Consider the following 22,991-nt stretch of genomic DNA (forward strand, 5'->3'; position numbering starts at 1 on the left):
CAGTCCACCATGCTTGAGCAGCCGGTTCTTGATGCTGATCTGGAGCTCCTGCTGATTCAGGGAGCGAAGCAGCGACACCTCGGCACCGGTGAGGTGCTGCTCGATGCCGGGGAAGAGCCCAACTGCATCTGGTGGGTGCAACGGGGCAGTCTGCGCAGCTTGATGCAGCTGCCGCCCCGGCAGGAATGGCGCACGGTGGAGCGCCATGGTGCCGGCACCCTGGTGGGCTGGCTGGGGGTGGCGCACGGACGGGCGATCGAACACCTCCGCGCCGCCGAACCCACTGACCTGTTCGAGCTCTCCGCCGATCGGTTTCACCAGCTCTGGAGCTGCAGTGCAGCCCTGCGCAACTGGTGCGCTGCCCAGACGCCCCGGACCGAACTGGTGCATCTGCTCTTGCATCTGGCCCACGCCAATCCCTCCCGCAGTCGCCAGCTGGATCACTGGTCGAGCCTGATCGACAGCTGCCGTTGGTCGATCGACAGCGCACCGGATCCGAAGCCCGGCGGCCAATGGCACTGGCCGGATGGGCGCTGCTGGCCGGAGCAACCGCCAACGCCACCCCTGCAACAGCGCTTGCTCTGGCTGCCCGACCCTGCAGAACAGCGGCTGAAGCTGGAACTGGAGCAACTGACGCCAGCCCCGAAGGAGGGGCCGAAGCCAGAGAACACTGCAGTGCTTCGGCTCAACCGGGCCAGTGGCCCCGAGGCCATCCCGCTGGCGCTGTGCGACGCCGTCGCCAGCTATCTGCAGGTGCCCCTGGACCACGACGATCTGCGCGATCAGATCAGCTCCTTCCTGCAGCAGCAGCAACGCCTCAATCTGGTGAATATGGGGCAGCTACTCAGCAGCCTTGATTTATCGGTCACCCTCTCCGACATCCCAATCGCGCAGCTGGAACGAGTTCCGAGCCCAGCGGTGATTGAACACGAGGGTTGCCTGGCCCTAGTGGATGGCGTGGATCCCGACGGCCAGCTGCGGCTGCTGGACCCGGAACTGGGGCCGCTGCGGGTGCCGGCGTCCGCCATCGCCGAGGGTGACGCAACCCTGCTGCTGCTGCTGCTGCGCCGGCGGCCGGGGGGCAAGCAACAGCGCTTCAGCTGGGGCTGGTATGCCCCCTACCTGCGCCCCCATCGGCGCGAGTTAATCGAAGTGCTGGCCAGCTCTGCCGCGGTCAATGTTCTTGCTTTGGTCACCCCCCTGGGGGTGATGCGTCTGATCAACGCCCAAACCTCCGGCAGCGACTCTCTCGATGCCGTGATCAGCATCGGAGTGATTCTTGTGCTGGCAGGCGTCGTCCAGGCCCTGATTACGGCCGTGCGTAGCCTGATCTTCACCGGCATCGCCAACCGGGTGGACATGGACACCCGCGAAACCATCCTCGACCGCCTGGTGCGTCTGCCACAAGGTTTCTTTGACGCAAGGCCCGTGGGCCAGATCACGTACTACTTCACCCAACTGGATCGGCTCAGGGACTTCCTGATCAGCAAGGCACTCACCACCCTCGTGGATTTCAGCTTCAGCCTGCTGTATCTGGCGGTGCTGCTCAGCCTCAACCCGCTGCTCACCCTGATCACCCTCAGCAGCCTGCCGCTCTTCATCGTGCTGGCCTTGATCGCCAACCCTGTCGTGGAACATCAGATCGATCGGGTGGTGCACGAGGGCGTCAACACCAACAGCTACCTCACCGAGGCGATCACCGGAATCCAGACGATCAAATCCCAGAACGCGGAGCTGAAAACCCGCTGGGCCTTCCAGGACCGCTACAGCCGCTTCATCGGCGAAGACTTCAAACTCAAGGTGAGCGGTGAAACCGTGGGAGCCCTCGCCAAATGCATCGGCGACCTCTCCGGCATCGCCACGATGGTAGTGGGGATCTGGCTGGTCTCCCGCAACGAACTCTCGATCGGAGCCCTGTTCGCCTTTCGGATCATCGGCGACCGCGTCACCGGACCGCTGGTGCAGCTTGTGCAGACCTGGCAGCAGTTCAAGATCCAGTCCCGCAACCTCAAATTGGCAGCTGATGTGGTGGACCGGCCCACCGAACAGAGCGAGAGCGGTGCTCGCAACATCCCCATGCCACCCCTGCAGGGAGCCGTGACCATTCGCAACGTCGACTTCCGCTACACGGACGATGGGCCCGCCATCCTCCATAACGTGAGCCTCGATGTGCCCCAGGGCACCTTCGTGGGCATGGTGGGCGGTTCCGGCTCAGGCAAATCCACCCTGCTGAAGCTGCTGCCGCGCTTTTACAGCCCGGAATCGGGCCAGATCCAGATCGATGGGCTCGATGTGAGCAAGGTGGAGCTGTACTCCTTGCGGCGGCAGATCGGCGTGGTTCCGCAGGATTCCCTTCTGTTCGACGGGACGATCAAGGAAAACCTGCTGATGGTGAAACCGGATGCCACCAGCGACGAGCTCATGAGGGCCGCCCGAATCGCCTGCGCCCACGACTTCATCATGGAGTTGCCGGAGGGCTACAACAGCTCGGTCGGCGAACGGGGGGCTGGTCTGTCCGGTGGGCAGCGACAACGCATGGCCCTGGCTCGGGCGGTGCTGCAAAACCCCAGCATGCTGATCCTCGATGAAGCCACCAGCGCCCTTGACGCCCGCACCGAACGGCAGGTCTGCCGCAATCTGTTCGAGGCCTTCCGCGGCCGCACGGTGTTCTTCATCACCCACCGCCTCTCGACCGTCCGTCCTGCCGACATGATTGTGGTCATGGATCAGGGCGCCGTGATGGAGATCGGCGACCACGCCAGCCTGCTGGAGCGACAGGGCTGGTACTACGCCCTCTACCAAAGCCAGGCCCAGGAGGGTCTGAGCTGATGGAACCATGGAGTTTCAATCAGCCGGTGCTGCTGAACAAGACCCGCCACGCTTCCTCGGTGCTGGTGTGGACGCTTGTGGGGGCCACCGGGTTGACAACACTCTGGGCCTTTTGGGCGCCCTTGCCGGAGACCGTGATAGTGCAGGGCAAGTTGCAGCCGCTGCGGCCCGCCCAGGCCGTTACTGCGCCGGTAGCCGGGGTGGTGGACCAGGTGACAGTGAAGGAGGGGCAGCAGGTGCAAGCCGGCACCGTGCTGCTCCATTTCGACACCCAGAAGGCCACCGCCCAACGGGATGCAGGGCGAATCAGCCTCGCCAGCCTGGAACGTCAGTTCAAGGTGAACCAAGTGCTGCTGGGGGAGGGGATCCAAAACGCTTTAACCCCTGAAGAACGCGAGCTTTACCGCAATCAGGAGCAGGAACAACGAGGACGCCAGAGCAGCGAAGCCGCCTCCCTGGCCCGCAGCCAGGTGCGGATCCAGGGCCTGGAACGCTCCATCGCCACCGCCGAAACGGTGGCGGAGCGGTACCAGCAGCTGCTGCAAGCTGGCGCCAGCAGTGAACTGCAGGTGCTCTCGGCCCGCGAGAGGCTGGCCCAACTGCAGTCCGACCTGGAGGCCGAGCGCCGCGAAGAACAGCGCCTGTCCGCCAATCAAGCGGCGGGCATCGCCAGCCGAAACGTCAGCCTGCGCAAGGAGAACGAACGGCTGAGGCAACAAATGCAGGTGCTCCGCCGCCAAATCAGCGAAGCCGAACTGCTGCTCGAGAGCAGCAGCCTCACAGCCAGCACCGATGGTGTGGTCTTCGACCTTCAGGTCCGTCCCGGCAGCGTGGTGCAACGGGGAGACAGCAACCGTCCCCTGCTGCGGATCGTCCCCACAGATGCCCTTCAGGCCAAGGTGTATCTCCCCAACAGCGCCATCGGCTTCGTCCAGACCGGCCAACGCGCTGATATCTCGCTCATTGCATTTCCGGCCGGGGATTTCAGCGATCTGCCCGCCACGGTGCAGCGGATCGGATCCGATGCACTCACGCCAGAACAACAACGTCGGGAGCTGGGGCTGGACGCCCAGGGCCTGCACTTTCCCGCCATCCTGAAACTCAGCAGCCAAACCCTGCAGGTGGGGCGGCGGTCGCTCCCCCTACAGGCGGGCATGAGCCTCACTGCCAGCCTGCACCTGCGAGATCGCCGCTTCATCTCTGCCATCACCGGTCTGTTTGACGACAAGCGCCGCAGCCTGGAGCGTCTGCGTTGATGGCAACTGCCGATCCCCATCCCTTCTGGCGGTACCTGCCTCAGCAGCGCCAGCGGCGCCGGGACCGTCTCCGGCTGCACTGCCGGCGCTGTTGGAGCTGGCTGCAGGGCCGCCGGCAGCGCATTGGTCTGATTCTTGGGGTCTACAGCCTGAGCTGGTGCCTGCCCTGGCTGTTCGGGGAACCGATGATCACTGCGGCGGCGCTGCTGCCCCTGGTTTTGGTGCCGCCCCTGGGATGGCTGGTGTACCGGCTGGTGTGGAGGGAATTCCATGGCTGAAATCGAACTGCATCCCGGCGTTCCCTTCTGTGATGCCATCACCTTGAACCGCATCGCCCGTCAGCAGGGGCTGTGCCTGGCCATTGCCCAAGCGGCGGTGTACGACGAAATCTGCCGGGCGGTGACGCTTCCCGTGGCGGTTGAGGAGCAAGAGGTGGAGGACTACCTGCAGGAGCTGGAGATCAGCACCGCAGCGGAACAGGAGTCCTACCTTCAAAGCAAGGGGTGGACCGCCGAGGACCTGCTCTACTTCGCCACCCGCAGCGAACGGCTCGAACGCTTTCAACAGCAGATGTTCGACTCCGAAGTGGAGGTGCGCTTTCTCGACCAGAAACTGGAGCGCGATCAGATCAGTTATTCCCTCATCCGCGTTGAGGACGGCGATCTCGCCTTTGAGCTGCACCAGCGTCTGCTGGATGGCGAAGCGGATTTTGCCGGCCTCGCTCAGCAATACTCCCTCGGATCCGAGCGCGAACGGGGCGGATGCGTGGGGCCGGTGGCGCTGAACCAGGCCCACGACACGGTGGTGCACAAGCTGCGGACCAGTCGCCCGGGGGAACTGCTCGCGCCGTTCTTCCTCGAAGACGTGTGGCTGATTCTTCGCCTGGACGACTGGCAGCGCGCCAGGCTGGATGGCGCCACCCGCGAGGAGCTGCGCGAAGAGTTGTTCGAGGCCTGGCTCGACCGCCGGGTGATGCAGCTGCTGGCCGGCGAGGTCCCCGGCCCCCTACCCAGCCGCTGACTGCAGGCTCTCAACCACAACCCCCAGCCACTCCGGCAGCACGGAGGGGTCCTCCACCGTCACCGCACCGCTTGGGTAGAAGAGCATCAACGCCAGCAGCACCGCCTGGGCCTGGGGATCAGAAAGATCCGGCATCAACCCGGGCAACTCCCGGCGGGCCCGTTCGTCGTCGTCATCCACCAGCTCCTGGCCGAAGCCGCTGCTGATCAAGCTCTGGGTGACCAGCCCCACCGGTGTGTCGAACAGAGTTTTGAGTTGCTCGGGTTCCACATCCAACCAGAGCTGAGCGACCACACTGCGCAGCCCGCTGAGTTCCTCCAGCACATCCTGATCGGCAGGATTCAGCCCGTACTGATTGATCAGCGCCACCACACGGGACAGGGCTGCTTCGTCTTTAAACCAGGCCATCGCCTCCTCTCCCCGACGGTTGCTCAAGGGCGTTATCTCCTCAACCTGCGGCGGATCAGCCGGTTCCAGCAGCGCCATAGGGCGGTTCAGCTCCTCCTCCAGCCCGGGGTCACAGAAACGTACGTAATCCGACAGCAACCACTGCGGCAGAGCATGGCTGGGATCCACCACTGTCATCCCGATCGCGCTGGCGTAGGGCATCCAGGCCACGAGCAGATTCGCTTGCCTTGGTTTCTGATCCGGTTGCGAGAGTGCGGCCGTGAGCTGGTCCAGCCACTGCCGCTCATCCCGCGCCAAGACCTGCCGCATCAGAGGCCCCTGCATCAGCTCCTGCTGCAACGCCCCCAGCGGCCCTTGATACAGGTCTTCCAGATGATCGGTGGGGGCCTCCAGCCAGAAGGTTGAGAGGCGATGCCGCACTTGACGCGCCGCCTGCAGCGTCACCACCGAGGGCTGCAGTGCAGCTTCCTGCAGCAGCACCGACATCCGCGATACAGACCAGGGGCGTTCCGAGAGCCGAAGGTCCAGCTCGGCCCACTGGGGCAACAACAACTCCTCACCCTGGTTATGGAGCAGCTCAAAGCGGTTCGATCCTGAGCCCAGTCCAGCCAGGCGTTGCAACATCCAGCGGCGCATACCCATGGACCACTCCAACTTGGGCCCTAAGTTACGAGTGTTGGCGGATTGCACCAAAGGCAAAGGGATGCATCTGCTTCTGATCCACCAGAATTTTCCCGGTCAGTTCAGAGATTTAGCTCCCGCTTGGCTCGCTGCGGGGCACCAGATCACAGCCCTTGGATCCTGCAGCGATGCTCCAGAGGGGAAAGCCTGGGAAGGGCTGCGTTATCTGCGATATCACCTCAAGAATGACGACGACCCCTCGGCGGAACAACGGGGTGCGGCAGTTGCTGAAATCTGCCGCCATCTCTGGGCCAGGGATCAGGCACCTGATTTGGTGCTCGTGCACACAGCCTGGGGAGAAGCCCTTGGCCTGAACACCATCTGGCCGGACCGGCCACTGATTACCTTCCCCGAACTTTGGGGCTCCCCCCTTGCCTTGGGCTATGGCTTTGACCAGTCAATCGGAGGCGATTGGCCCGATCCTGAGCTGTTCATTGAGCAAAACAACTTGGCACGCCAGGGGATTGAGACAGCGAGCGTGTCCATGGTGGCGAGCCCGAGCCAGCGGGACAGCTTCCCGCCAGACCTGCAACAGCAACTCAGGGTGCTGCCAGAAGGGGTCGACCTTGAGGCCATCAGCCCCAATCCAGCCGCCCAACTCCTACTGAATGGTCGACCCATTCGAGCTGGAGACCCCCTCGTCACCCTGGTGTCCCGAGAGCTCGAACCCCTGCGGGGGCTACGCCAGGTGCTGTGGGCCTGGCCAGCCGTGAGCGCAGCCGTTCCCGACGCGAACCTGCTGCTCGTAGGAGGGGACGAAGGCGGCTACGGCTTGGAGGAACCGAGGAGCGACAGCCACCTGAACGATGCGTTCTTGGCCTTACCGGCGGAAGTCAATCGCAGCCGCATCCACGTTGTGGGGTGGCTAGAGCATGAGGAGATGCTTACCGTGCTGCAGTGCAGCGCCTGCCATCTCGCCCTGAGTTACCCCTACACCCTGTCCTGGAGTGTGTTGGAAGCGATGGCCTGTGCAGCGCCCCTGATCAGCAATCCGGGCAGCCCGATCTCAGCATCGATCCGCGATGGGACCAACGGTGTGCTGGTTCCGTTCAACGACCATCACCAACTGGCCGAGGCCATAATCCGCATGCTCAATGATCCCAACAAACGCCGTGCCCTGGGGCAATCCGCCCGCCGCACGGTGGAGCAACACTTCAACCTCCGCCACACTCTTCCGAGATATCAGGCCCTGTTTGAGGAGCTCACAGCAGCGGAACGCTCCAGCAACCACTGATCCAAAGCGTCTAACAACTTCGCCATCAGCCCCTGCCAATCCCCATGGCGCGGCTGCCGAAACAAGCGCATCGAGGCATAAAGGGGTGTCGAAACGGACGAGCGGCCCCAGCGACAGGCACATGCCCAGGGGAGAAGCAACCAGGTGGGGTGCCCCATGGAACCGCCCAGATGAGCCGCAGCCGTATCCACACTGAGCAAAAGATCACAGCGCTGAATCCACTGCGCCTGCTCAAGGAAGTCGGCGGAAGCAGGGAGGTGCGAGCCTGGCTCCAGCAAGACAACCTCAAGGCTCCGAGCCCGCAGCTGCCGACATAGCTCCTGCTGAACAAGGGGGGGCAACGACTTACGGCGGTACTCCAGAGCCTGACCGGGCTCGTCGAGATAACGGCCCGCTTCCCAGACCAAGCCAATTCGCAGCGCAGCGTTTTCACGCCTGGCAGGCGGCGGCAGCCTTAGTACGGCACCGTCTGCCCAACACCTGCACTGCATCAGAAGCGGCAGGCTCAATATCGATCCATGGCAACCAAGAAGAGGATGGGGGGCCTCCTGCGGCGACCAGGGAACGACTTGCAATCCTGCGCCGAGCCATGCCATCCCCTGCTGAATCAGACGCAGCAAGGGCTTGCGCACCAGTAGCTCTACCCGTCCCGAATGCTGTTGGCACAACAGCGGCAGCCAGCGCAGGGCCTGCAACGTGTCACCGAACCCCTGCTCATCCCAGACGATCACCGCCTCGCTTTCCTGCCAGCCCTGCCAGAAGGGTGGCGCTGGACAACCTCGATGAACTGGCATCGACAGCCAACGTCCTTCCGCTAACTGCCAAGCGCGTAGCAGGTCCCCCCGCGCGAGGGCGATGCGACTGCGATTCCACTGCACCTCAGCCAGGCAGAAGGCAGGATCGGCTTTGCTGAACCAGGTCTCCGCTGCCTCGAAACGACCCAAATCCAAGAGCACATTGGCCAAACCTTGTGCCGCTCGGGCATCCACCACCCCGTCGGGCCAACTATTCGGGCGCACCGACCACTGCGCCCAGCACAACGCCTCCGTCAGTTGATCGTCGAGTCGACAGGCATTGGCAAGATTAAGCAACCTCAGTCCGTCGTCAGCATCCACTGACAACTCACGCCGGCACCTCAAAACCCTGGAGAAAGCAGTCATCACCTGCGAAAACGCCCTTAAAACGATTGTGGCCAATCGCAAGGCTGGGGTGACAAACCACCAAACCGACCACCGCCTTTAGCAATTCCCAGGAACCACAAGTAGTGTCACGGGGAGATTTTCTTCATCAAAGTGGCTACCATCACGACCGGCGACCTCGAGGTTGTCCTTCCAAAGGGCGCCAAGAAAAAAATTGAAGTTGAAGAACTAAAGGCTGGCACTGAAATCGTTGCCCTTAAGAACGTTTCCAAATTGGAGACCACAGTCACTGGTGATGCGGCTTTTGTAGGTAAAGGTGTCTCCAAGTCTTCGGTTGACCTGAAGTCCACCAAGAAAAACACTCCCAAGGTCGTTCTTCAGAACACCAACTTCACCAAGAGCGATATCAAAGTCACCGGCAAGGGCGCTGGTAAGGTCAAGTCCAACACCGGCACATTCAACCAGAGCAAAATCACTGGCGGCAAAAAGAAAGACTCCGTCAGCTTTGGCAATAAGTCAACTGTCAATAAGGGCAAAATCAATCTTGGCAAGGGTGGTGATTCAATCACTTTCGCCAAGGGCACTACCTTCAAAGGCAAGACGACCATTGATTTGGGCAAAGGCGGCAAAGACGTTGTTAAGTTCGGAAAGGAAGTCAAGAAGGGCTCTGTAGTCATCAACAACTTCGACAAGAAAGACAAGCTTGTCGTTGGCAAAGACACCTTCGATTACAAAGATATCAAGAAAGGCGCGGAAATCCCTGGAATCAAAATCAATCTGGCCTGAACCACTTGGTTTGTTTATTAAGCTCCTCCTCGGAGGGGCTTTTTTTTGGCTTGTACGTCGCAGCATAGATTTGTTGGGTTGTTCAACCGAGCGCGCCGGTGATTGAGCGTTACACCCTTCCCGAGATGGGAGCCGTCTGGAGTGAGCAGGCGAAATTCCAGAGCTGGCTTGATGTGGAAATCGCCGCCACAGAAGCCAACTGTCGCCTAGGCCGGGTGCCCCAAGAGGCCCTCGACACCATCAAGGCCAAGGCCAGCTTTGAGGTGGAGCGCATCCTCGAAATTGAAGCCGAGGTGCGCCACGACGTCATTGCCTTCCTCACCAACGTGAATGAGCACGTTGGTGATGCCGGACGACACATCCATGTGGGCATGACCAGCAGCGACGTGCTGGACACGGGCGTGGCCCTGCAGCTGAAACGTTCCGTGGCCCTGCTGCGCACCGAACTCGATGCCCTGGCCAACGCCCTGCGCGAACTGGCCCGGGCCCACAAGGGCACCGAAATGATCGGCCGCTCCCACGCCATCCACGGCGAACCAATCACCTTCGGGTTCAAGGTGGCCGGCTGGCTGGCGGAAACCGAGCGCAACCGCATTCGGTTGGAACGGCTGGAGCAGGATGTGGCTGTGGGCCAGGTGAGCGGTGCCATGGGCACCTATGCCAACACCGATCCCCAGGTGGAAGCCATCACCTGCGAGATTCTCGGGCTCTCCCCCGACACCGCCAGCACCCAGGTGATCTCCCGCGATCGCCATGCCGACTACGTGCAGACCCTCGCCCTGGTGGGGGCCTCCCTGGAGCGCTTCTCCACCGAGATTCGAAACCTTCAGCGCACCGATGTACTGGAAGTGGAGGAGAACTTCGCCAAGGGTCAGAAGGGCAGCTCCGCCATGCCCCACAAACGCAACCCGATTCGCAGCGAACGGATCAGTGGTCTGGCCCGGGTGCTGCGCAGTTACACCATTGCTGCCCTTGAGAATGTGGCCCTCTGGCACGAGCGCGACATCAGCCACAGCTCCACGGAGCGAATGATGCTGCCCGACTGCTCCGTCACCCTGCACTTCATGCTGCGGGAAATGACCAGCGTGGTGAAGGGTCTTGGGATCTACCCCGAGAACATGCGCCGCAACATGAATGTGTACGGCGGTGTGGTGTTCAGCCAGCGGGTGCTGCTCGCCCTCGTGGGCACCGGCATGAGCCGAGAGGAGGCGTACCGGGTCGTCCAGCGGAACGCCCACACGGCCTGGAACACCGCCGGCGGCGACTTCCGCGCCAACCTCGAAGAGGATGGTGATGTGACCAGCCGCCTCAGCGCAGCGGAGCTGGCCGACTGCTTCAGCACAGCATTGCACCAGGAAAACCTGGGCGTGATCTGGGAACGGCTGGGGATCTGATCTGCCCGATCAGTTGCTCACACCCGTCGGCAAGCCCAGCAGCCGGAACACTGAAGCCGCATTCACAATCGGCGTCAGCGGCTGCATGGCATCGTTCATCCCATCAGTGGCCTTGGTGAGGGTGTTGCGATCGACAACAACCACATCACCGTTGCGCAGCGGTGGGTTGTTGGCACTGCTCAGCACAGCATTGGGGTCGTAACGCAACTGCTTCACCGTGGTTCGTCCTTCAATGTCCATACGGATCAAGTCAACCCGCTTGACGCTGCCGCGGCGGGTCACGCCTCCAGAAGCCAGGATCGCGCGGGACAACGGAGCGTTGGATCCGATCTGAACCACTCCTGGGGCGAAGACTTCTCCAACAACCTGCACATTGATCACAGCGGGAGCGAAGTTAGAAGCCGCAGTCGTCAGCAGGTCGACATTGACTGGGGATGTTGCTTTGTGAACCCGGATGCTGTCGCCGTCATAGATCAACGGATTGGGGGCAAAACCTCCGTCTTTCAACACGGTGAGGTAATCAAAGACGTAGCTCTGGGTGGGACCACCCGGGATAGGAGATGGCCTCAGCAGCTCCAGCCGTGCCAGATCGCCTGTAGCAGAAATTCCACCAGCTTTCTGGATCACATCAATCATCGTGGGCCAGCCGCCACCATCGGCACCCACAGCGGTCGAGTCACCAGAGGCGCCGATGGATCCCTGACTGTTGACCGGCAGCGTGAACACACCAGGCCGTAGAACCTGTCCCGTCACAGTGACCCGTACCGGACGCTGCTCCACAAGGTCGAGATAGACCAACGGGCGACGCAGAAATTGGCTGTAGCCAGCCGTGATCCGCTGGCGGGCCTCCTCCAGGGTCAAGCCCCACACTTGAATCGTGCCAAGTCGCGGCAAGTTGATGGTGCCATCGCTCAACACCTGAACCTGAGCCTCGTAACCCTCAATCTTGAACACTGAAGTGACCAGCCGATCCCCCGGAGCCAAGCGATAGCGGTAGGTCTGTGGCGGCAGGCTGGGCTGAGATGGCAACGGTGGAGGAGCTTGTAGAGACCTGCTGGCGGCTGCCACCGGAGTCTTCAGCCAGTTGATCCGCTCCTCAGCCTTCACCTCACCGCCCAACAACGCAGGAGCCGAAACCACCACCGCAGTCGCAACAGCTGCGGAAAGACCGCTCCTTGAGGGCACAACCATGGGTGGAACGGGGATGACCGCCAAATGGATGCCAATCTTCCCGCATAATGCGGTTTAGGCACATGGCCCATGACGCAGACCGGATCAGCAGCTCAGCACGACGTTCTGCTACCTCAAGGCTGGAGCGAAGCAGACAGAGCTGACAGCCTGTTGTTCCGATTGGATGGTCTTGAGCTGCATTTGATCGCCGGCTCAAGATTTGAGGATGTCGCTGACGCGGTCGGTACCCTGCGGGAATCCACCTACCGCCAACAACTCTCCGGCTCTGGTAACAGCCGCGATCTCGACGGTCGCGACGGGGCCTACGACCATCTGATTCTCTTAGAGCCCAGCAGCGGAGTCCTGGCGGGATCCGCACGATTGCAATTCATTCCACAGTTCAAGGCAGCTGAAGACCTCCCTGGCAGCCAGCAGTCCTACATGGAGCACGTCTACCCCGGCATCAAAGCCATGCTGGCGGAGCAGTGCCACCACGTGGAAATTGGTCGGGTCGCCCTGGCCCCACGCTTTCAGCGTCAACCACCCTCCCTGATGGCCCTGTTCCGCGGAGGGCTCCTGATCGCGGCGCGCTCGGGATTCAGCATCCTGCATGGATTGGTCTCCTACAACCACTTCGCCCACAGCGATGCCGTCAACAAGGCCTTCCTGAGTGCATTGATGCGGCCTCCTTACCGTAGAACACGTCCGGCCTTGCCTCCCCCGCGTCACCCGATCAACGACATCCATCCGGACGACAGCTCGCACCCGATCGGCAACATTCAGGCTCTTGAGGTTGCAATTCGACAGGAGCACAGCGACAACTTCCGCCTGCCGGTGCTGTTGCGTCAGTATTTCAACCTGATGGAAGCCAAGGTCTGCAACCTCTCCTTGGCCCGTGATTTCAATCAGATCACCGAGATCCTGATGGCTGCCGACCTCTCAGGCCTGCCGAAGGATCGCCTGTCCTTTTTCATCGACGTTGACCATCAACCTGTCTACCAGCAGTTCAGCTGGTACCGGGGCGAGCCATAAACGAAGCAACGCTGGTACCTTGGCCAAACCAAATGGTCGGTGGTGTTGAGCGAGGGAACTCCCGATAAGCAGCAGCTGGAAGGACACCTCGTCGAGATCCTGCATCGCATTTCCGGCGCTGATCCAGCGGTGATTACTCCTGATGCCCGCCTGATGGAAGACATCGGCATCGACTCGCTGGGGTTTTACGAAATCTTGATTGAAGCCGACACCCATTTCGGCATTCGCATCCAAGAGGAGCAACTGCTGCAGTTCAAAACGGTGGGTGACATCCAGAGCCACCTGGAATCGCTCAACATCGAAGTAATCAGCTCCAGAACCGCCTGACCGTGGTTGTTCAACAACGACGCGCCCAGCGGGTTTCAATCGTTGGTTGGGGCTCCGTCTCGCCTCTGGGCTTTAACGCAGCATCAACCTGGGAGGGTGTGCTCGCTGGTCGGTCCGGCATCAAAGCCCTGACATCAGCCTGGAGCGAAGATCTTCCCGTTCGCATTTCGGGTTGCGTGCCCGATGCCGCCACCCAATCCCTGGAACCACTCCTGCTGCGGCGCTCCGACCGCTGCACCCAGCTTGGTTTGCTGGCCGCGCGGGAGGCCTGGGCCATGGCCTCAGCGGCCATCGGCGCCATTGATGCAGCCCGGGTGGCCGTGGTGCTGGGGACTGGTATCGGCGGACTCCACACGATGCATGAACAGCACAACCAACTCACTGCCGGAGGGCCATCGCGGGTCAATCCCCTCACGGTACCAATGCTGATTCCCGATGCTGCGGCTGGCCAAGTGGCGATTGACCTTGGCCTGCATGGTGGTGCCCACACCCCCGTCTCGGCCTGCGCGTCCGGAGCCGAAGCAATGATGCTGGCCCAGATGCTGCTCAATGACGGGCGAGCTGATCTCGTGCTGGCCGGTGGCACCGAAGCACCGGTGAACCGGCTGGGTCTCGTGGGCTTTTCCGCCATGCGGGCCCTCTCCTGCCGCAACGATGCTCCCGAACAAGCCTCCCGGCCTTACAGCAAGACCCGGGACGGGTTCGTGCTCTCGGAGGGAGCCGGGGTGCTGGCCATGATGCGGGAGGAAGACACTCCCAACGGAGCCGCCCTGGGCTGGCAACTGGCCTGCGGCAGCAGCAGCGACGGCCATCACATCGTGGCTCCAGAGCCCCAGGGCACCCAGGCCAGCCTGGCGATCGAGGATGCCTTGCGGCGAGCTGGGGTAGACCCTGGCGATCTCTGTGCCATTCAGGCCCACGCCACAGGCACCAGTCTGGGAGACCTGGCTGAAGCAAGGGCACTACGCCGCAGCCTCGGTGCTGCGGCCGATCACATTCCCGTCTTCGCACCGAAGGGACAGCTCGGCCATTTGCTGGGAGCTGCGGGAGCTGTGGAGGCGATCCTCGGTGTACAGGCGCTACGGCAGGGGGTGCTTCCCCCCAGCATCAATTCAGAGCCCCTGGACCCCGAGGTGGAGCTCGCCGTGAACTGCCAAGCGCCCGTCGCACTTTTGGGCTCAGGATCGGAGCGGTTGATGCTCAAAAACGCCTTCGGCTTCGGCGGTCACAACGTCAGCCTGGTGCTCTCTGCTCCCGGTAGTAGCGCTGAACAGCAACGCTGAATCCCTCACGGTCCCGGGGATCAGCGGGCAACTGAAGGTCATCCGCTCGCCCACGACGGCAGTGAATCGTGCCCAAGGGTGCCGTCAGTCGACCCAGCAACAGCTGCAGCGGTTTGTAGCGCGCCCCCACAGCCCCTTCCAATCCGTCGTAGCGGAAGAACCAGGGCACCACCCGACCGCCATAGTGCTGAGCCAGCATCCAGGCACTCGGCGACACCCGCTCCTCGATCGGCGTCACCAGCGAGCCATTGGGGGCGATCATGATTTCGCCGTGGTCCCGCAGCAGGGTGGAAGCGCTCATCATTCCGGCCAGTCGCGACTGGGGCTGGCGATGGTCCAGCACCGCCGAGCCGGCATTGCGCGCCGCGGCGGCATAGCCCGGCAGCACCCAGCGAAGATGCAGCTGTGCGGTGGTCATCCCCGGCATGCGCAGCACCCCCTGAATCACCAGGCCATCACAGGGGCTGCGGTGATTGAAGATGTGCACCAGGGGCATGCCGGCCGGCTCTGAGGGTTGGCTGTCATCCACCACCACCTGAATGCCCAGGGCCCGCAGGGCCACCGAAGAGGCCATGGCCATCAATACGGCGGCCCAGTCTGGCCGGCGCAGCAGCATCGCCGGCAGCTGCAGGCCGTACAACGTGAACCCGAGAGCGGCCCAGGCCAGCCGTGCCGTCAGCCGCCCCAGCAGCAGCACAGGATTGCGCAACGTCGCTGATTTCGGAGTCGGCAGCTCGGGGCTGGCGGGAAGCTGACGGGCCTCTGGGCCGATCGGGAAGGTGGTGCGGAAAGGGAAGTCTCCATCGAAATTTCCATTCACCTGCGTGCTGAGCACCAGGTGGTTGTAGAAGCGATAAAAGAGGGCTCGATCGCTGGGCTGGGGATCACGCCAGAACGCATCCAGCGGTTTCTGATCCGTCAGACCCTCCAGGTTGTAGAAGGTGTCCCCCATTGTCTTGGTGGGCACCGCATGGAACAGGGCCTGCAGCCCCACGGTGCTGTTCACCGTGATCACCCCACGGCAGGTGCGCAGATAGCGGCTGAGGGGACCATCGTGGAAGTAATGCACCCGGCCCGCCACGCCGTATTGCTGGGCGAGCAGACGGATGAGCGAGGCATAGTTGTTGTAGCCCCGATCCCGGGGATGGTGCTTGAAGGCCAGGTGTTCGGACGCGTGAGCGTGGCCAGCGAAGGAACGGATCACGTCTTCGATGAAGTCGTGCATGCCCCTATAGGGCGACCCCATCTGGATCTGCGAATCGCTGGAGACCTGAAGAACCGCCAGGAAAAAGGAACAGTGTTCCAGCAACCGCTGCTTCAACGCCCGTTCCTGCCAGCGATAGAGCCAGTAACGCCAGGTACCACGCACCTGACACCAGAGGAACCGCGGTGAAGGCTGGAGCTTGTGCTCACCCTCGATGATCGGGTAGCGGGTGAAGGCGTGCTGGATGAAGGTCGGCGCCTTCCAGGCCTTGCGCCAACGCCAGCCCGGATCCAGCACGATGTTCTGCGGCAGCTGATCGCACTGGGGCAGCCCCCGATAGAAAGCCGCAGGCTGGTTGAGGTTGGAGCGGGCATTGACCCGGTCCCGTTCCAGCGTTACGTAGTTCGGCCGTAGATACCCCAGCTCAAACACCCAGGCCTCCACACCGAACTCCCGCGCCTCTTCAATGGCGATTCGGTGGGGAATGATGAAATCGCCATACATAAAAATGTGGCGAATGCCCCGTTCCTCGATCAGCTGGCGCAGGAACGGCCGCCACGACTCCATCCCCTTGCTGTAGGGCACACAGACATCAGCCGGAAAGCCGAATTCCCGCAGGGGGAACGCCACCTTGGTGACAGGAATGCCACAGCCCTGCAAATAGCGACAGAAACGTGCGAAGAAAAGACCGATTGGGCCCATCAACAACAGAACCGGTCCGTCGATCCGCACCTGCACGAGAGCTGGCGCCCGTCCCCTGGCCAAACTGCGTCACGCCCATCAATGGGCAAAATCCTGGCACGCCTCAACGGCGCCGCAGCCGGCCCCAGTGGCGGAACAGGGCCTGCACAAGCGTGCGTCGCTGCGGCGGAGCGGCACGCCAGGCCACCAGGTCGTCGATCGCCTGCTCCGGCGTGATGAACCAACCGCTCTCGCGGCTGACATAGCGGGGGTAGTCGATCAAGGCGGCATGCACCAGCTCATCCAGCGACAGCTGCCGCTGCCGCCGGTCGCAACGCTCGCGGTCGTGGGTGAGGCCCCAGCCGGCATAGAAGGGCAAGCCCCAGCAGTGCACCTCCAGGCCCCGCAGCAACGCCTCGAACCCCGCCAGTGAGGTGAGCACATGCAGGGCATCGATCTGGGTGAACAGCTGCTGGATCGAGCCCTGCGTCAGCACCTCATCACACAACTCAGCGGCATTGTCCTCGCCGGCACCGGCGCGGCAGAGCCCAGCCACCACATCCGGATGGGGTTTGTAAACGAGGTAGGCCTCCGGCTCCGCCGCCCGCACCGCCGCCAGCAGGGCGCGGTTGCTGCGCAGGCCCGGGGCGCCATAGCGGATCGAGGCATCGCTTTCCACCTGACCGACCACCAGCACCACCCGATCCCGACCAGCGGGACGCCTCCAGGGTTCCGCCTGGAGGTTGTATTTGGTGATCGCCTCCTCCACCAACCGCTGCCGCAACGCCGCGGCCCGCTGGCGTTGGGCCTCGGTCCACTGCCCCGTGGCCAGGCGTGTTTCCAGATCACTGGGCCGGGTGGCGTCGTAATACACCCCCTGGTGGTCCACCACCCAGGACACCGGATCCACCAGATCAGCCCCCAGCCCCACCGAGCGCAGGAAGCCGTCCTCCACCTGCAGCACCGGCAACTGCCGCCGCGCGGCGGCAGCCAGCAGCCGCGGCTTGGCGCGCCGGCCCCAGACCACCACGGCATCAACGCCCTGGGGAATCCGCCGCCATGGGGCGCGGAACCGCAGCTGGCTGCCCGCCAGAAAGCGACGCAGACTGCGCTGTTTCCAGGGCGTGAAGCCGAAAGCCACACAGCGCCTCGGCTGCTGCCCCTGCAGGCGCCGCTGCAGACCGATGGCTCCCATCAGGGTCTCGACGCTGCAGGGTTGATGCCGGTGCGGATCGATGCAGCGGCAGGCCCCCACCAGGGCGGCATGCACCAGGGCCTCGAGGCTGGCGCCCTGGCGTCGCCGGGCCGGGGGGGGGCAGCGGTCGTGGGTCAAGCCCCAACCGCCGTAGAAGGGCATGCCGAAGCAGTGCACGGGCCGGCCCCAGAGCAGGGCCTCAAAGCCCATCTGGGAGGTGACCACATAAACGGCCCGGGCCCGCTCCAGCAGCCCGGCCGGGTGGCCACCATCCGCACTCAGGCTGACGCGGGGATGGGCCAGCTCGCGGCCACTGAAATGGCCCCGGGCGCGGCCGGAGATCACATCCGGATGCACCTTCAGCACCACAGTGCAGTCTGGATGTTCCTCCAGGGCGGCCTGAAGCATCCGCTGAAAACAGCGGGCATCCGCCAGGCCGAGGGCGATCGATCGATCCCCCGCCGACTGATCCACCACCAGCACGTAAGGCTCCTGCGGGGCCTCCGCCTCCACCGGGGGATTCACCTTGCTGAGCCGCTGCTCACACCATCGGCGCTGCAGCGCCCTGGCGCGATCGGCCTCATCCGCCGTGATCGGCGCCGCAATCAACTGCTCCATCCGGCTGGGGCCCGTGGCATCGAAGTGCACCCCCAGCGCATCCACCAGCAAACACAGCGGTGGATGCTCCCGGCCCTTGGCCACGGAACGCAGCAGACCGTCCTCGAGATGCCACACCGGCAGATCCCAGCGCTGAGCCAGGCGCTCCACCCGCCGGGCGCTGGGCCGCCGCCCCCAGGCCAGCAGCGCATCCACATCGCGACGGCGGCCCGGCAGCAAACAATGCGGAGCCAGGAGCTGCGGCAGCGTGCGGTGGACAAGCATCCCCCGGGCTGGAACACCGAGCCGCAAAGCAGCAGGCCTGGTCATCGGGTAAGACAGGACGCACTGAATCTTCACCGATGGCAGTCCCCCTTGGTGCGCTGGCCTTGATTCCCGCCCGCGGTGGCTCCAAAGGCATTCCCGGCAAAAACCTTCAAACGGTGGGGGATGTGCCCCTGGTCTGCCGCAGCATCCGTGCCGCCCAGGCCAGCCAGGGGGTGGGTCGGGTGGTGGTGAGCACCGACGCTGACGCCATTGCGGCCGCCGCCGAAGCGGAGGGCGCCGCTGTGATCCGCCGCCCCGCCGCCATCGCCGGCGACACCGCCAGTTCGGAGTCGGCACTGCTGCATGCCCTCGACGTGCTGGAACAGCAGGGACCGCTGGAGGCGGAGCTGGTGTTTCTGCAATGCACCTCCCCCTTCACAAGCGGCGAGCAGATCGATGAAGTGCTGCGTGCCCTGCAGGCAGATGATTGCAACAGCAGCTTCGCCGTCAGCCCCTGGCATGGCTTCCTCTGGCGCGCCGATGGTCGTGGCATCAACCACAACCCTGAGCTGCCCCGCCAACGCCGCCAGGACCTCGAACCGGCGTTTCTCGAAACCGGCGCGATCTACGCCATGAACGTTGCAGCATTCCGGCGCAGCTGCAGCCGCTTCTGTCCCCCAGCCAGGCCGGTGGTGGTGGAGCATGTGGGGCCGGAAATTGACACGCCCAAGGATCTGGCCCTCTGTCGCAGCATCGCAGCCCAAAAAGCCGAGTAATTTTGAAGAGGAAAGCCTCGGAGTTGATGGCGCCCGCAGAACCCAAGCGCCTCGCCGGCCGCAAGGTCACCGCCGTCGCCTGCTTCGATTCCTTCGGCAAGTTGGCCATGACCATGCTGGCGGCCTGCCGGCGGGAGGGAGCCGAGACCACTTTGCTGCTGCTGCAACTGAACAACCGAGCCCTCTCCCGGCGGCAGCGGCTCGAGATTCGGCGGATCGACCCCAAGACCCGGATTGAGAGACACAACTGGAACGACCTGCGCCAGCTCACGGGCACCATGGCGGGGGCTGTCGATGCCCTGATCCTTGGTCTGGATGGTCAGCGCAGCCGCGATGCCCTACTCCAACTGCAGAGCATCTGGGCAAAGCAGGAGAAGCGCCCACGCCTGATCAGCGCTTACCCGGGGATCCTGTTCCGCTTCGGTCTCGAAGGAATGATGGATCGCTCGGGCGCCGACCTGCTCTGCCTCAACAGTGCAGACGATCTGGCCCTCTATGGCCGTGGCCGCAAAGCCCTGGGCCTCGACAGCAGCAATGCCGTGGTGACAGGGCTGCCGATTCTCTGGCGCACAAAACAGCGCGGGGAAGTCCCGGAGAACCCCTCGATCGTGTTCTTCGAGCAACCCTCGATTCCCGTGCATCCCCTGCAGAGGAGGTTCCTCTGTGAGCAGATCAGGGAACTGGCCGCCGCCTGGCCCAATCACCCCGTGATCTTCAAACCACGCACATCGAGCATCGAGAGCACCCTGCACCGGCGCCATGGGGAGATGGCCAGCGTGATCGACAGGATGACGCGTGATCAGTCGAATCTGCGCCTGAGTTTCAAACCTGCCACCCTGCTGCTGCGCCAGTGCGGTTGCGCCATCACCGTCTCGTCAACGGCGGCGATGGAATCGATGGCGATGGGCATCAGCACGCGCATCGTCGGAGATCTGGGGGTAACCGAAACCCTCGGAAACCACTTTTTTGCCAGTTCGGGGGCCATCGCCAGCTTTGCCGCGATCAAAGCCAACCCCTTCGAGCTCATCCACGATGCCCAGTGGCTTGAACAGCAAGGGCTGCAACAGGACGGTGAGGATCGCTTCATCACGGCCCTGGTGGACCGGCTGAACAGACCGGCGGCACCCCTTGGACACTCTGGCCATGGCCCCCTGAGCTGGGGCAGCACGGCCTGGCAGAAGGCCGCCTTGCAGAACGGAGGCCGGCGCATGCTCAGCACCGGTGGTGCCCGCTCCAGCCAGCGCAAACGTCACCGCACCCGTCGCATGCTGCGCAGCCTGCGCGACAGCGTGGTGGGCTTCGGCTGGCTCTCCAAACTGCTGCGGGAACGATGACCCTGCTGCTGGTCAGCGACGGAGGGCTGGAGCGTTCGGCCTGCGGGCTGATGGCAGAAGCGCTGGACCAGCAGGGGCAGCGCTGCATCACGGCGGGGCCAGCACTCCAGGGTCACCAGCCCCTGGCCACCCCTGCCGCTCAGCTGGAGATCAGCCTGCAGCAACTGGCGGCACACCCCCTGTTGGACCAGGTCTCCGCCATTGGCCTCTTCCTGCAGGAGCCGAAACAGGTTCAGCTCTTCGTCCAGACCTATCAAAATCTCTGCAGCGCACGCGAACGGAAGGCAGCGACCTTGTTCAGCGGCCCCCTCGTGCCTTTGGTGGGGGATGCCCTGATCCGCGATCTCAGCCTCCGGATGGGCTGTGATCTGCTGCTGGTGAGCGGCGACCACCAGCGCCGGCAGCTCCAATCGCTCAGCTTCAACTGGCCCGCCAGCCTGCCGGTGCCTCCCGTGATCAGCACGGGCTTTTGGTTCGCCAGAACAGCACCGTCTGCCCCGGCGGACAAGCCCCTCCTGCTCGCCTTGATCCAAGAGCAGATCCCCACCCACCTGGGGGCCCGCGATCAGCTGCTGCGCCAACTCAACACCTGGGCCAGGCAACGGCCCAACTGGACCGTGATGCTGCAACGCGATCACAGCTGGAGCGGAACGACGCCGCTGCTGCCCACTGACGCACCTCTGGCCGACAACCTGGTGGAAGCCACCCCTGAACAGCTGCTGCCACTGCTGGGATCCTGCAGCGCCTGCCTGACGGTGAGCTCACCCTGGAGCCTGGCGGCCATGGCCTGGGGCCGCATCCCGATCATCGTGGGCGACTACGGCATCCACGATGAACAGAACACGACAGGCTTCTTCGGTTGCGGCGCCATGCATCGCCTGCGCAGCATCCCCCACCTCGATGCCGTGAGCGAACTGCCGATGGCCAACCAGGCCTGGCTTGATGGCATGGGCGCAGCGATCGCCGATGGCCCCGACCGCCTGCTCTCAGCCCTGAACGCCATCCCCCGCCGGGAGAAGCCATGACGGCGAGACCCACCCAGTCAACGCTCAAACTGCTGTTGGTTGCCGACAGTGACAGCCAACTGCTGGCCTGCGAGGCCCTCTGCAGCGCGCCGACCGTGCTGCACGTGCACTGGACCATCAACGTGATTCCGCGGGATGGAACCCCCCGGGCGCTGTTGGAGCGTCTCGCCCAGCGGGCCACCCTGCACCGTCAGAGCCTGGCCCGGCTGCTGCGCGATCGCCGTCTGCAGGGCTTTGATGCCATCGGCGTCTTCCTGACGGGCAGCAAGCTCAACGACATCCGCCTCGCCCTGCAGCGGAATCCCCAGCGCCCCCTGCTGTTCTGTGGTTTCAACGGTGTGGTGCTGGACCACTTCATTGAAGGGTTGAGCTGGAGGCTGGGCTACGACCTGATCTGCCTCAGCGGCCCGCGCGATCAGGACGCCCTGGAGCAGCTGGTGGCGGGAACACCGTTTGCGCAGCAGCGCACCGTGCTCACCGGTCTGCGGCGCAACGCCCCCAGCACAGACCTCATTCCCTTAGAGAAGCGCCCACGGCGCCTGGTGTTTGCCGAGCAGGTGATCATGCCCGCATCCGCCGGCGAACGGGCCCAGCTCGTGCGGCTGCTCAGCGATTTGGCCCGTCGCTCCCCCAACTGGGAAGTGCTGATCAAACCCCGGATCGCCCCGGGAGACGCCACCTTCCACGACGTCGACACCCACATCAGCACAACCCTGAAGCAAACCCTGGGGGTGCCTCCGGCCAACCTGCGGCTGGACTATCGCCCCCTACCGGTGCTGTTGAAGCAGGCCAGGCTGCTGGCCACACTCTCCTCAACGGCATTCTTCGACGCCCTCGACTTCGGCTGCCGGGTGATTGCCATCAGCGATCTGGGCCTGCAGCCGAACTACGGCGGCCACGTGTATGCCGGCAGCGGCGTATGGCGGACTCTCGAGGCCATCCCCAACCTGGATGCCCTGGATGCTGAGGGGCCATCAACGGATCCGCGCTGGCTGGAATGGATGGGCTACAGCCAGAAGTTCAGCCCCTCCAATTTGCTCGAGACCCTGAACGAGCTGGCACAACAACCACCGCAACCCCTCACGAGCAGGATCGGCTACCCGGGCAACGCCCAATCCAGCTTCAACCAACTACGCCTGGGAGCTGAAGCCGCCATAGCCACTGGCGACTGGACCAATGCACGGGAGCTGCTCTGCCAGGCCCATTTGATGCGCCCCCTTCACCGCGGCGTCGCTCGCCGTTCCTGGGCCGTGCGCCAATCCAACCCCCTGCTGCGGCAGATCGCCCTGCTGATCTCCTACAGAGAACTGAAGTAAGTTCGACGCCTGACTCAACCCAGGTGGCCGGACAGAA

19 protein-coding genes are annotated in these 22,991 nt (G+C 63.5%); 14 read left to right on the top strand and 5 right to left on the bottom strand.

The features are described 5' to 3' along the window. Nucleotides 1-9 precede the first annotated feature (9 nt). From SynRS9907_RS11585 to SynRS9907_RS11600, 4 genes are read left to right on the top strand one after another with little or no spacing between them, the layout of a single operon-like run. On the top strand, nucleotides 10-2,829 hold the full coding sequence (locus SynRS9907_RS11585; protein WP_188021103.1) for a peptidase domain-containing ABC transporter: 2,820 nt from the start codon (nucleotides 10-12) through the stop codon (nucleotides 2,827-2,829). After that, nucleotides 2,829-4,085, top strand: a complete 1,257-nt coding sequence (locus SynRS9907_RS11590; protein WP_188021104.1) for an HlyD family secretion protein — start codon at nucleotides 2,829-2,831, stop codon at nucleotides 4,083-4,085. Before SynRS9907_RS11585 ends, SynRS9907_RS11590 begins: the two co-directional genes overlap by 1 nt. After that, on the top strand, nucleotides 4,085-4,363 hold the full coding sequence (locus tag SynRS9907_RS11595; protein ID WP_188021105.1) for a hypothetical protein: 279 nt from the start codon (nucleotides 4,085-4,087) through the stop codon (nucleotides 4,361-4,363). The genes SynRS9907_RS11590 and SynRS9907_RS11595 overlap by 1 nt, the downstream gene beginning before the upstream one ends. After that, nucleotides 4,356-5,105, top strand: a complete 750-nt coding sequence (locus tag SynRS9907_RS11600; protein ID WP_188021106.1) for a peptidylprolyl isomerase — start codon at nucleotides 4,356-4,358, stop codon at nucleotides 5,103-5,105. Before SynRS9907_RS11595 ends, SynRS9907_RS11600 begins: the two co-directional genes overlap by 8 nt. Here the strand turns inward: SynRS9907_RS11600 and SynRS9907_RS11605 are convergent. Next, nucleotides 5,091-6,155 carry a hypothetical protein gene (locus SynRS9907_RS11605; protein ID WP_188021107.1) on the bottom strand — a complete coding sequence of 355 codons (1,065 nt, stop codon included), beginning with the start codon at nucleotides 6,153-6,155 and terminating at the stop codon, nucleotides 5,091-5,093. The two genes, SynRS9907_RS11600 and SynRS9907_RS11605, sit on opposite strands and share 15 nt — an antisense overlap. 61 nt (nucleotides 6,156-6,216) lie before the next feature. Here SynRS9907_RS11605 and SynRS9907_RS11610 point away from each other — a divergent pair, with 61 nt between their 5' ends. Beyond that, nucleotides 6,217-7,428, top strand: a complete 1,212-nt coding sequence (locus tag SynRS9907_RS11610; protein WP_188021108.1) for a glycosyltransferase — start codon at nucleotides 6,217-6,219, stop codon at nucleotides 7,426-7,428. On the opposite strand, the gene SynRS9907_RS11615 is transcribed toward SynRS9907_RS11610, so the two are convergent. After that, the gene (locus SynRS9907_RS11615) at nucleotides 7,377-8,519 is read right to left on the bottom strand and encodes a hypothetical protein (protein ID WP_188021109.1); all 1,143 of its coding nucleotides are present in this window, start codon (nucleotides 8,517-8,519) and stop codon (nucleotides 7,377-7,379) included. The two genes, SynRS9907_RS11610 and SynRS9907_RS11615, sit on opposite strands and share 52 nt — an antisense overlap. A gap of 201 nt (nucleotides 8,520-8,720) precedes the next feature. Here SynRS9907_RS11615 and SynRS9907_RS11620 point away from each other — a divergent pair, with 201 nt between their 5' ends. Together SynRS9907_RS11620 and purB are read left to right on the top strand one after the other, a co-directional pair. Next, entirely contained in the window at nucleotides 8,721-9,353 is a 633-nt protein-coding gene (locus SynRS9907_RS11620; protein WP_188021110.1) for a hypothetical protein, read from the top strand. Nucleotides 9,354-9,451: 98 nt separating this feature from the next. Further along, nucleotides 9,452-10,747: an adenylosuccinate lyase gene (gene purB / locus SynRS9907_RS11625; RefSeq protein WP_188021111.1), complete on the top strand. Its 1,296-nt coding sequence runs from the start codon at nucleotides 9,452-9,454 to the stop codon at nucleotides 10,745-10,747. Nucleotides 10,748-10,756: 9 nt separating this feature from the next. Here the strand turns inward: purB and SynRS9907_RS11630 are convergent, their stop codons facing one another. Beyond that, nucleotides 10,757-11,887: a polysaccharide biosynthesis/export family protein gene (locus tag SynRS9907_RS11630; RefSeq protein WP_255445905.1), complete on the bottom strand. Its 1,131-nt coding sequence runs from the start codon at nucleotides 11,885-11,887 to the stop codon at nucleotides 10,757-10,759. Between the two features lie 120 nt (nucleotides 11,888-12,007). On the opposite strand from SynRS9907_RS11630, the gene SynRS9907_RS11635 reads away from it, so the two are divergent. From SynRS9907_RS11635 to SynRS9907_RS11645, 3 genes are read left to right on the top strand one after another with little or no spacing between them, the layout of a single operon-like run. Then, nucleotides 12,008-12,949 carry a GNAT family N-acyltransferase gene (locus SynRS9907_RS11635; RefSeq protein ID WP_188021113.1) on the top strand — a complete coding sequence of 314 codons (942 nt, stop codon included), beginning with the start codon at nucleotides 12,008-12,010 and terminating at the stop codon, nucleotides 12,947-12,949. 42 nt (nucleotides 12,950-12,991) lie between these two features. Further along, a complete protein-coding gene (locus SynRS9907_RS11640; protein WP_255445906.1) occupies nucleotides 12,992-13,276 on the top strand; it encodes an acyl carrier protein in 285 nt (94 codons plus the stop codon). Between the two features lie 2 nt (nucleotides 13,277-13,278). Further along, nucleotides 13,279-14,559: a beta-ketoacyl synthase gene (locus SynRS9907_RS11645; protein WP_188021115.1), complete on the top strand. Its 1,281-nt coding sequence runs from the start codon at nucleotides 13,279-13,281 to the stop codon at nucleotides 14,557-14,559. Here SynRS9907_RS11645 and SynRS9907_RS11650 read toward each other — a convergent pair. Both SynRS9907_RS11650 and SynRS9907_RS11655 read right to left on the bottom strand, forming a co-directional pair. Beyond that, nucleotides 14,510-16,495, bottom strand: a complete 1,986-nt coding sequence (locus SynRS9907_RS11650) for a capsular biosynthesis protein (RefSeq protein WP_255445907.1) — start codon at nucleotides 16,493-16,495, stop codon at nucleotides 14,510-14,512. The two genes, SynRS9907_RS11645 and SynRS9907_RS11650, sit on opposite strands and share 50 nt — an antisense overlap. Nucleotides 16,496-16,568: 73 nt before the next feature. Continuing rightward, nucleotides 16,569-18,566, bottom strand: coding sequence for a capsular polysaccharide biosynthesis protein (locus SynRS9907_RS11655; protein ID WP_188021117.1), 1,998 nt, complete (start codon nucleotides 18,564-18,566; stop codon nucleotides 16,569-16,571). 32 nt (nucleotides 18,567-18,598) lie between these two features. On the opposite strand from SynRS9907_RS11655, the gene SynRS9907_RS11660 reads away from it, so the two are divergent. From SynRS9907_RS11660 to SynRS9907_RS11675, 4 genes are read left to right on the top strand one after another with little or no spacing between them, the layout of a single operon-like run. Then, nucleotides 18,599-19,279 carry a cytidylyltransferase domain-containing protein gene (locus tag SynRS9907_RS11660; protein ID WP_188021118.1) on the top strand — a complete coding sequence of 227 codons (681 nt, stop codon included), beginning with the start codon at nucleotides 18,599-18,601 and terminating at the stop codon, nucleotides 19,277-19,279. Nucleotides 19,280-19,305: 26 nt separating this feature from the next. Continuing rightward, nucleotides 19,306-20,613, top strand: coding sequence for a DUF6716 putative glycosyltransferase (locus tag SynRS9907_RS11665; RefSeq protein WP_188021119.1), 1,308 nt, complete (start codon nucleotides 19,306-19,308; stop codon nucleotides 20,611-20,613). Beyond that, nucleotides 20,610-21,638, top strand: coding sequence for a DUF6716 putative glycosyltransferase (locus SynRS9907_RS11670; RefSeq protein WP_188021120.1), 1,029 nt, complete (start codon nucleotides 20,610-20,612; stop codon nucleotides 21,636-21,638). The genes SynRS9907_RS11665 and SynRS9907_RS11670 overlap by 4 nt, the downstream gene beginning before the upstream one ends. Before the next feature lie 35 nt (nucleotides 21,639-21,673). Then, a complete protein-coding gene (locus SynRS9907_RS11675) occupies nucleotides 21,674-22,954 on the top strand; it encodes a capsular biosynthesis protein (protein ID WP_255445908.1) in 1,281 nt (426 codons plus the stop codon). Nucleotides 22,955-22,991 lie beyond the last annotated feature (37 nt).

The sequence above is a fragment of the Synechococcus sp. RS9907 genome (genome assembly GCF_014279615.1).
In the GTDB taxonomy this organism is placed as follows: domain Bacteria; phylum Cyanobacteriota; class Cyanobacteriia; order PCC-6307; family Cyanobiaceae; genus Parasynechococcus.

Bases quoted from the DNA above. Each gene is read 5' to 3' on its own strand.
- SynRS9907_RS11635 (WP_188021113.1), top strand. From the start codon at position 12,008: ATGACGCAGACCGGATCAGCAGCTCAGCACGACGTTCTGCTACCTCAA.
- SynRS9907_RS11600 (WP_188021106.1), top strand. From the start codon at position 4,356: ATGGCTGAAATCGAACTGCATCCCGGCGTTCCCTTCTGTGATGCCATC.
- SynRS9907_RS11665 (WP_188021119.1), top strand. From the start codon at position 19,306: ATGGCGCCCGCAGAACCCAAGCGCCTCGCCGGCCGCAAGGTCACCGCC.
- SynRS9907_RS11670 (WP_188021120.1), top strand. From the start codon at position 20,610: ATGACCCTGCTGCTGGTCAGCGACGGAGGGCTGGAGCGTTCGGCCTGC.
- SynRS9907_RS11590 (WP_188021104.1), top strand. From the start codon at position 2,829: ATGGAACCATGGAGTTTCAATCAGCCGGTGCTGCTGAACAAGACCCGC.
- SynRS9907_RS11595 (WP_188021105.1), top strand. From the start codon at position 4,085: ATGGCAACTGCCGATCCCCATCCCTTCTGGCGGTACCTGCCTCAGCAG.
- SynRS9907_RS11660 (WP_188021118.1), top strand. From the start codon at position 18,599: ATGGCAGTCCCCCTTGGTGCGCTGGCCTTGATTCCCGCCCGCGGTGGC.
- SynRS9907_RS11610 (WP_188021108.1), top strand. From the start codon at position 6,217: ATGCATCTGCTTCTGATCCACCAGAATTTTCCCGGTCAGTTCAGAGAT.
- SynRS9907_RS11605 (WP_188021107.1), bottom strand. From the start codon at position 6,155: ATGGGTATGCGCCGCTGGATGTTGCAACGCCTGGCTGGACTGGGCTCA.
- SynRS9907_RS11585 (WP_188021103.1), top strand. From the start codon at position 10: ATGCTTGAGCAGCCGGTTCTTGATGCTGATCTGGAGCTCCTGCTGATT.
- SynRS9907_RS11655 (WP_188021117.1), bottom strand. From the start codon at position 18,566: ATGACCAGGCCTGCTGCTTTGCGGCTCGGTGTTCCAGCCCGGGGGATG.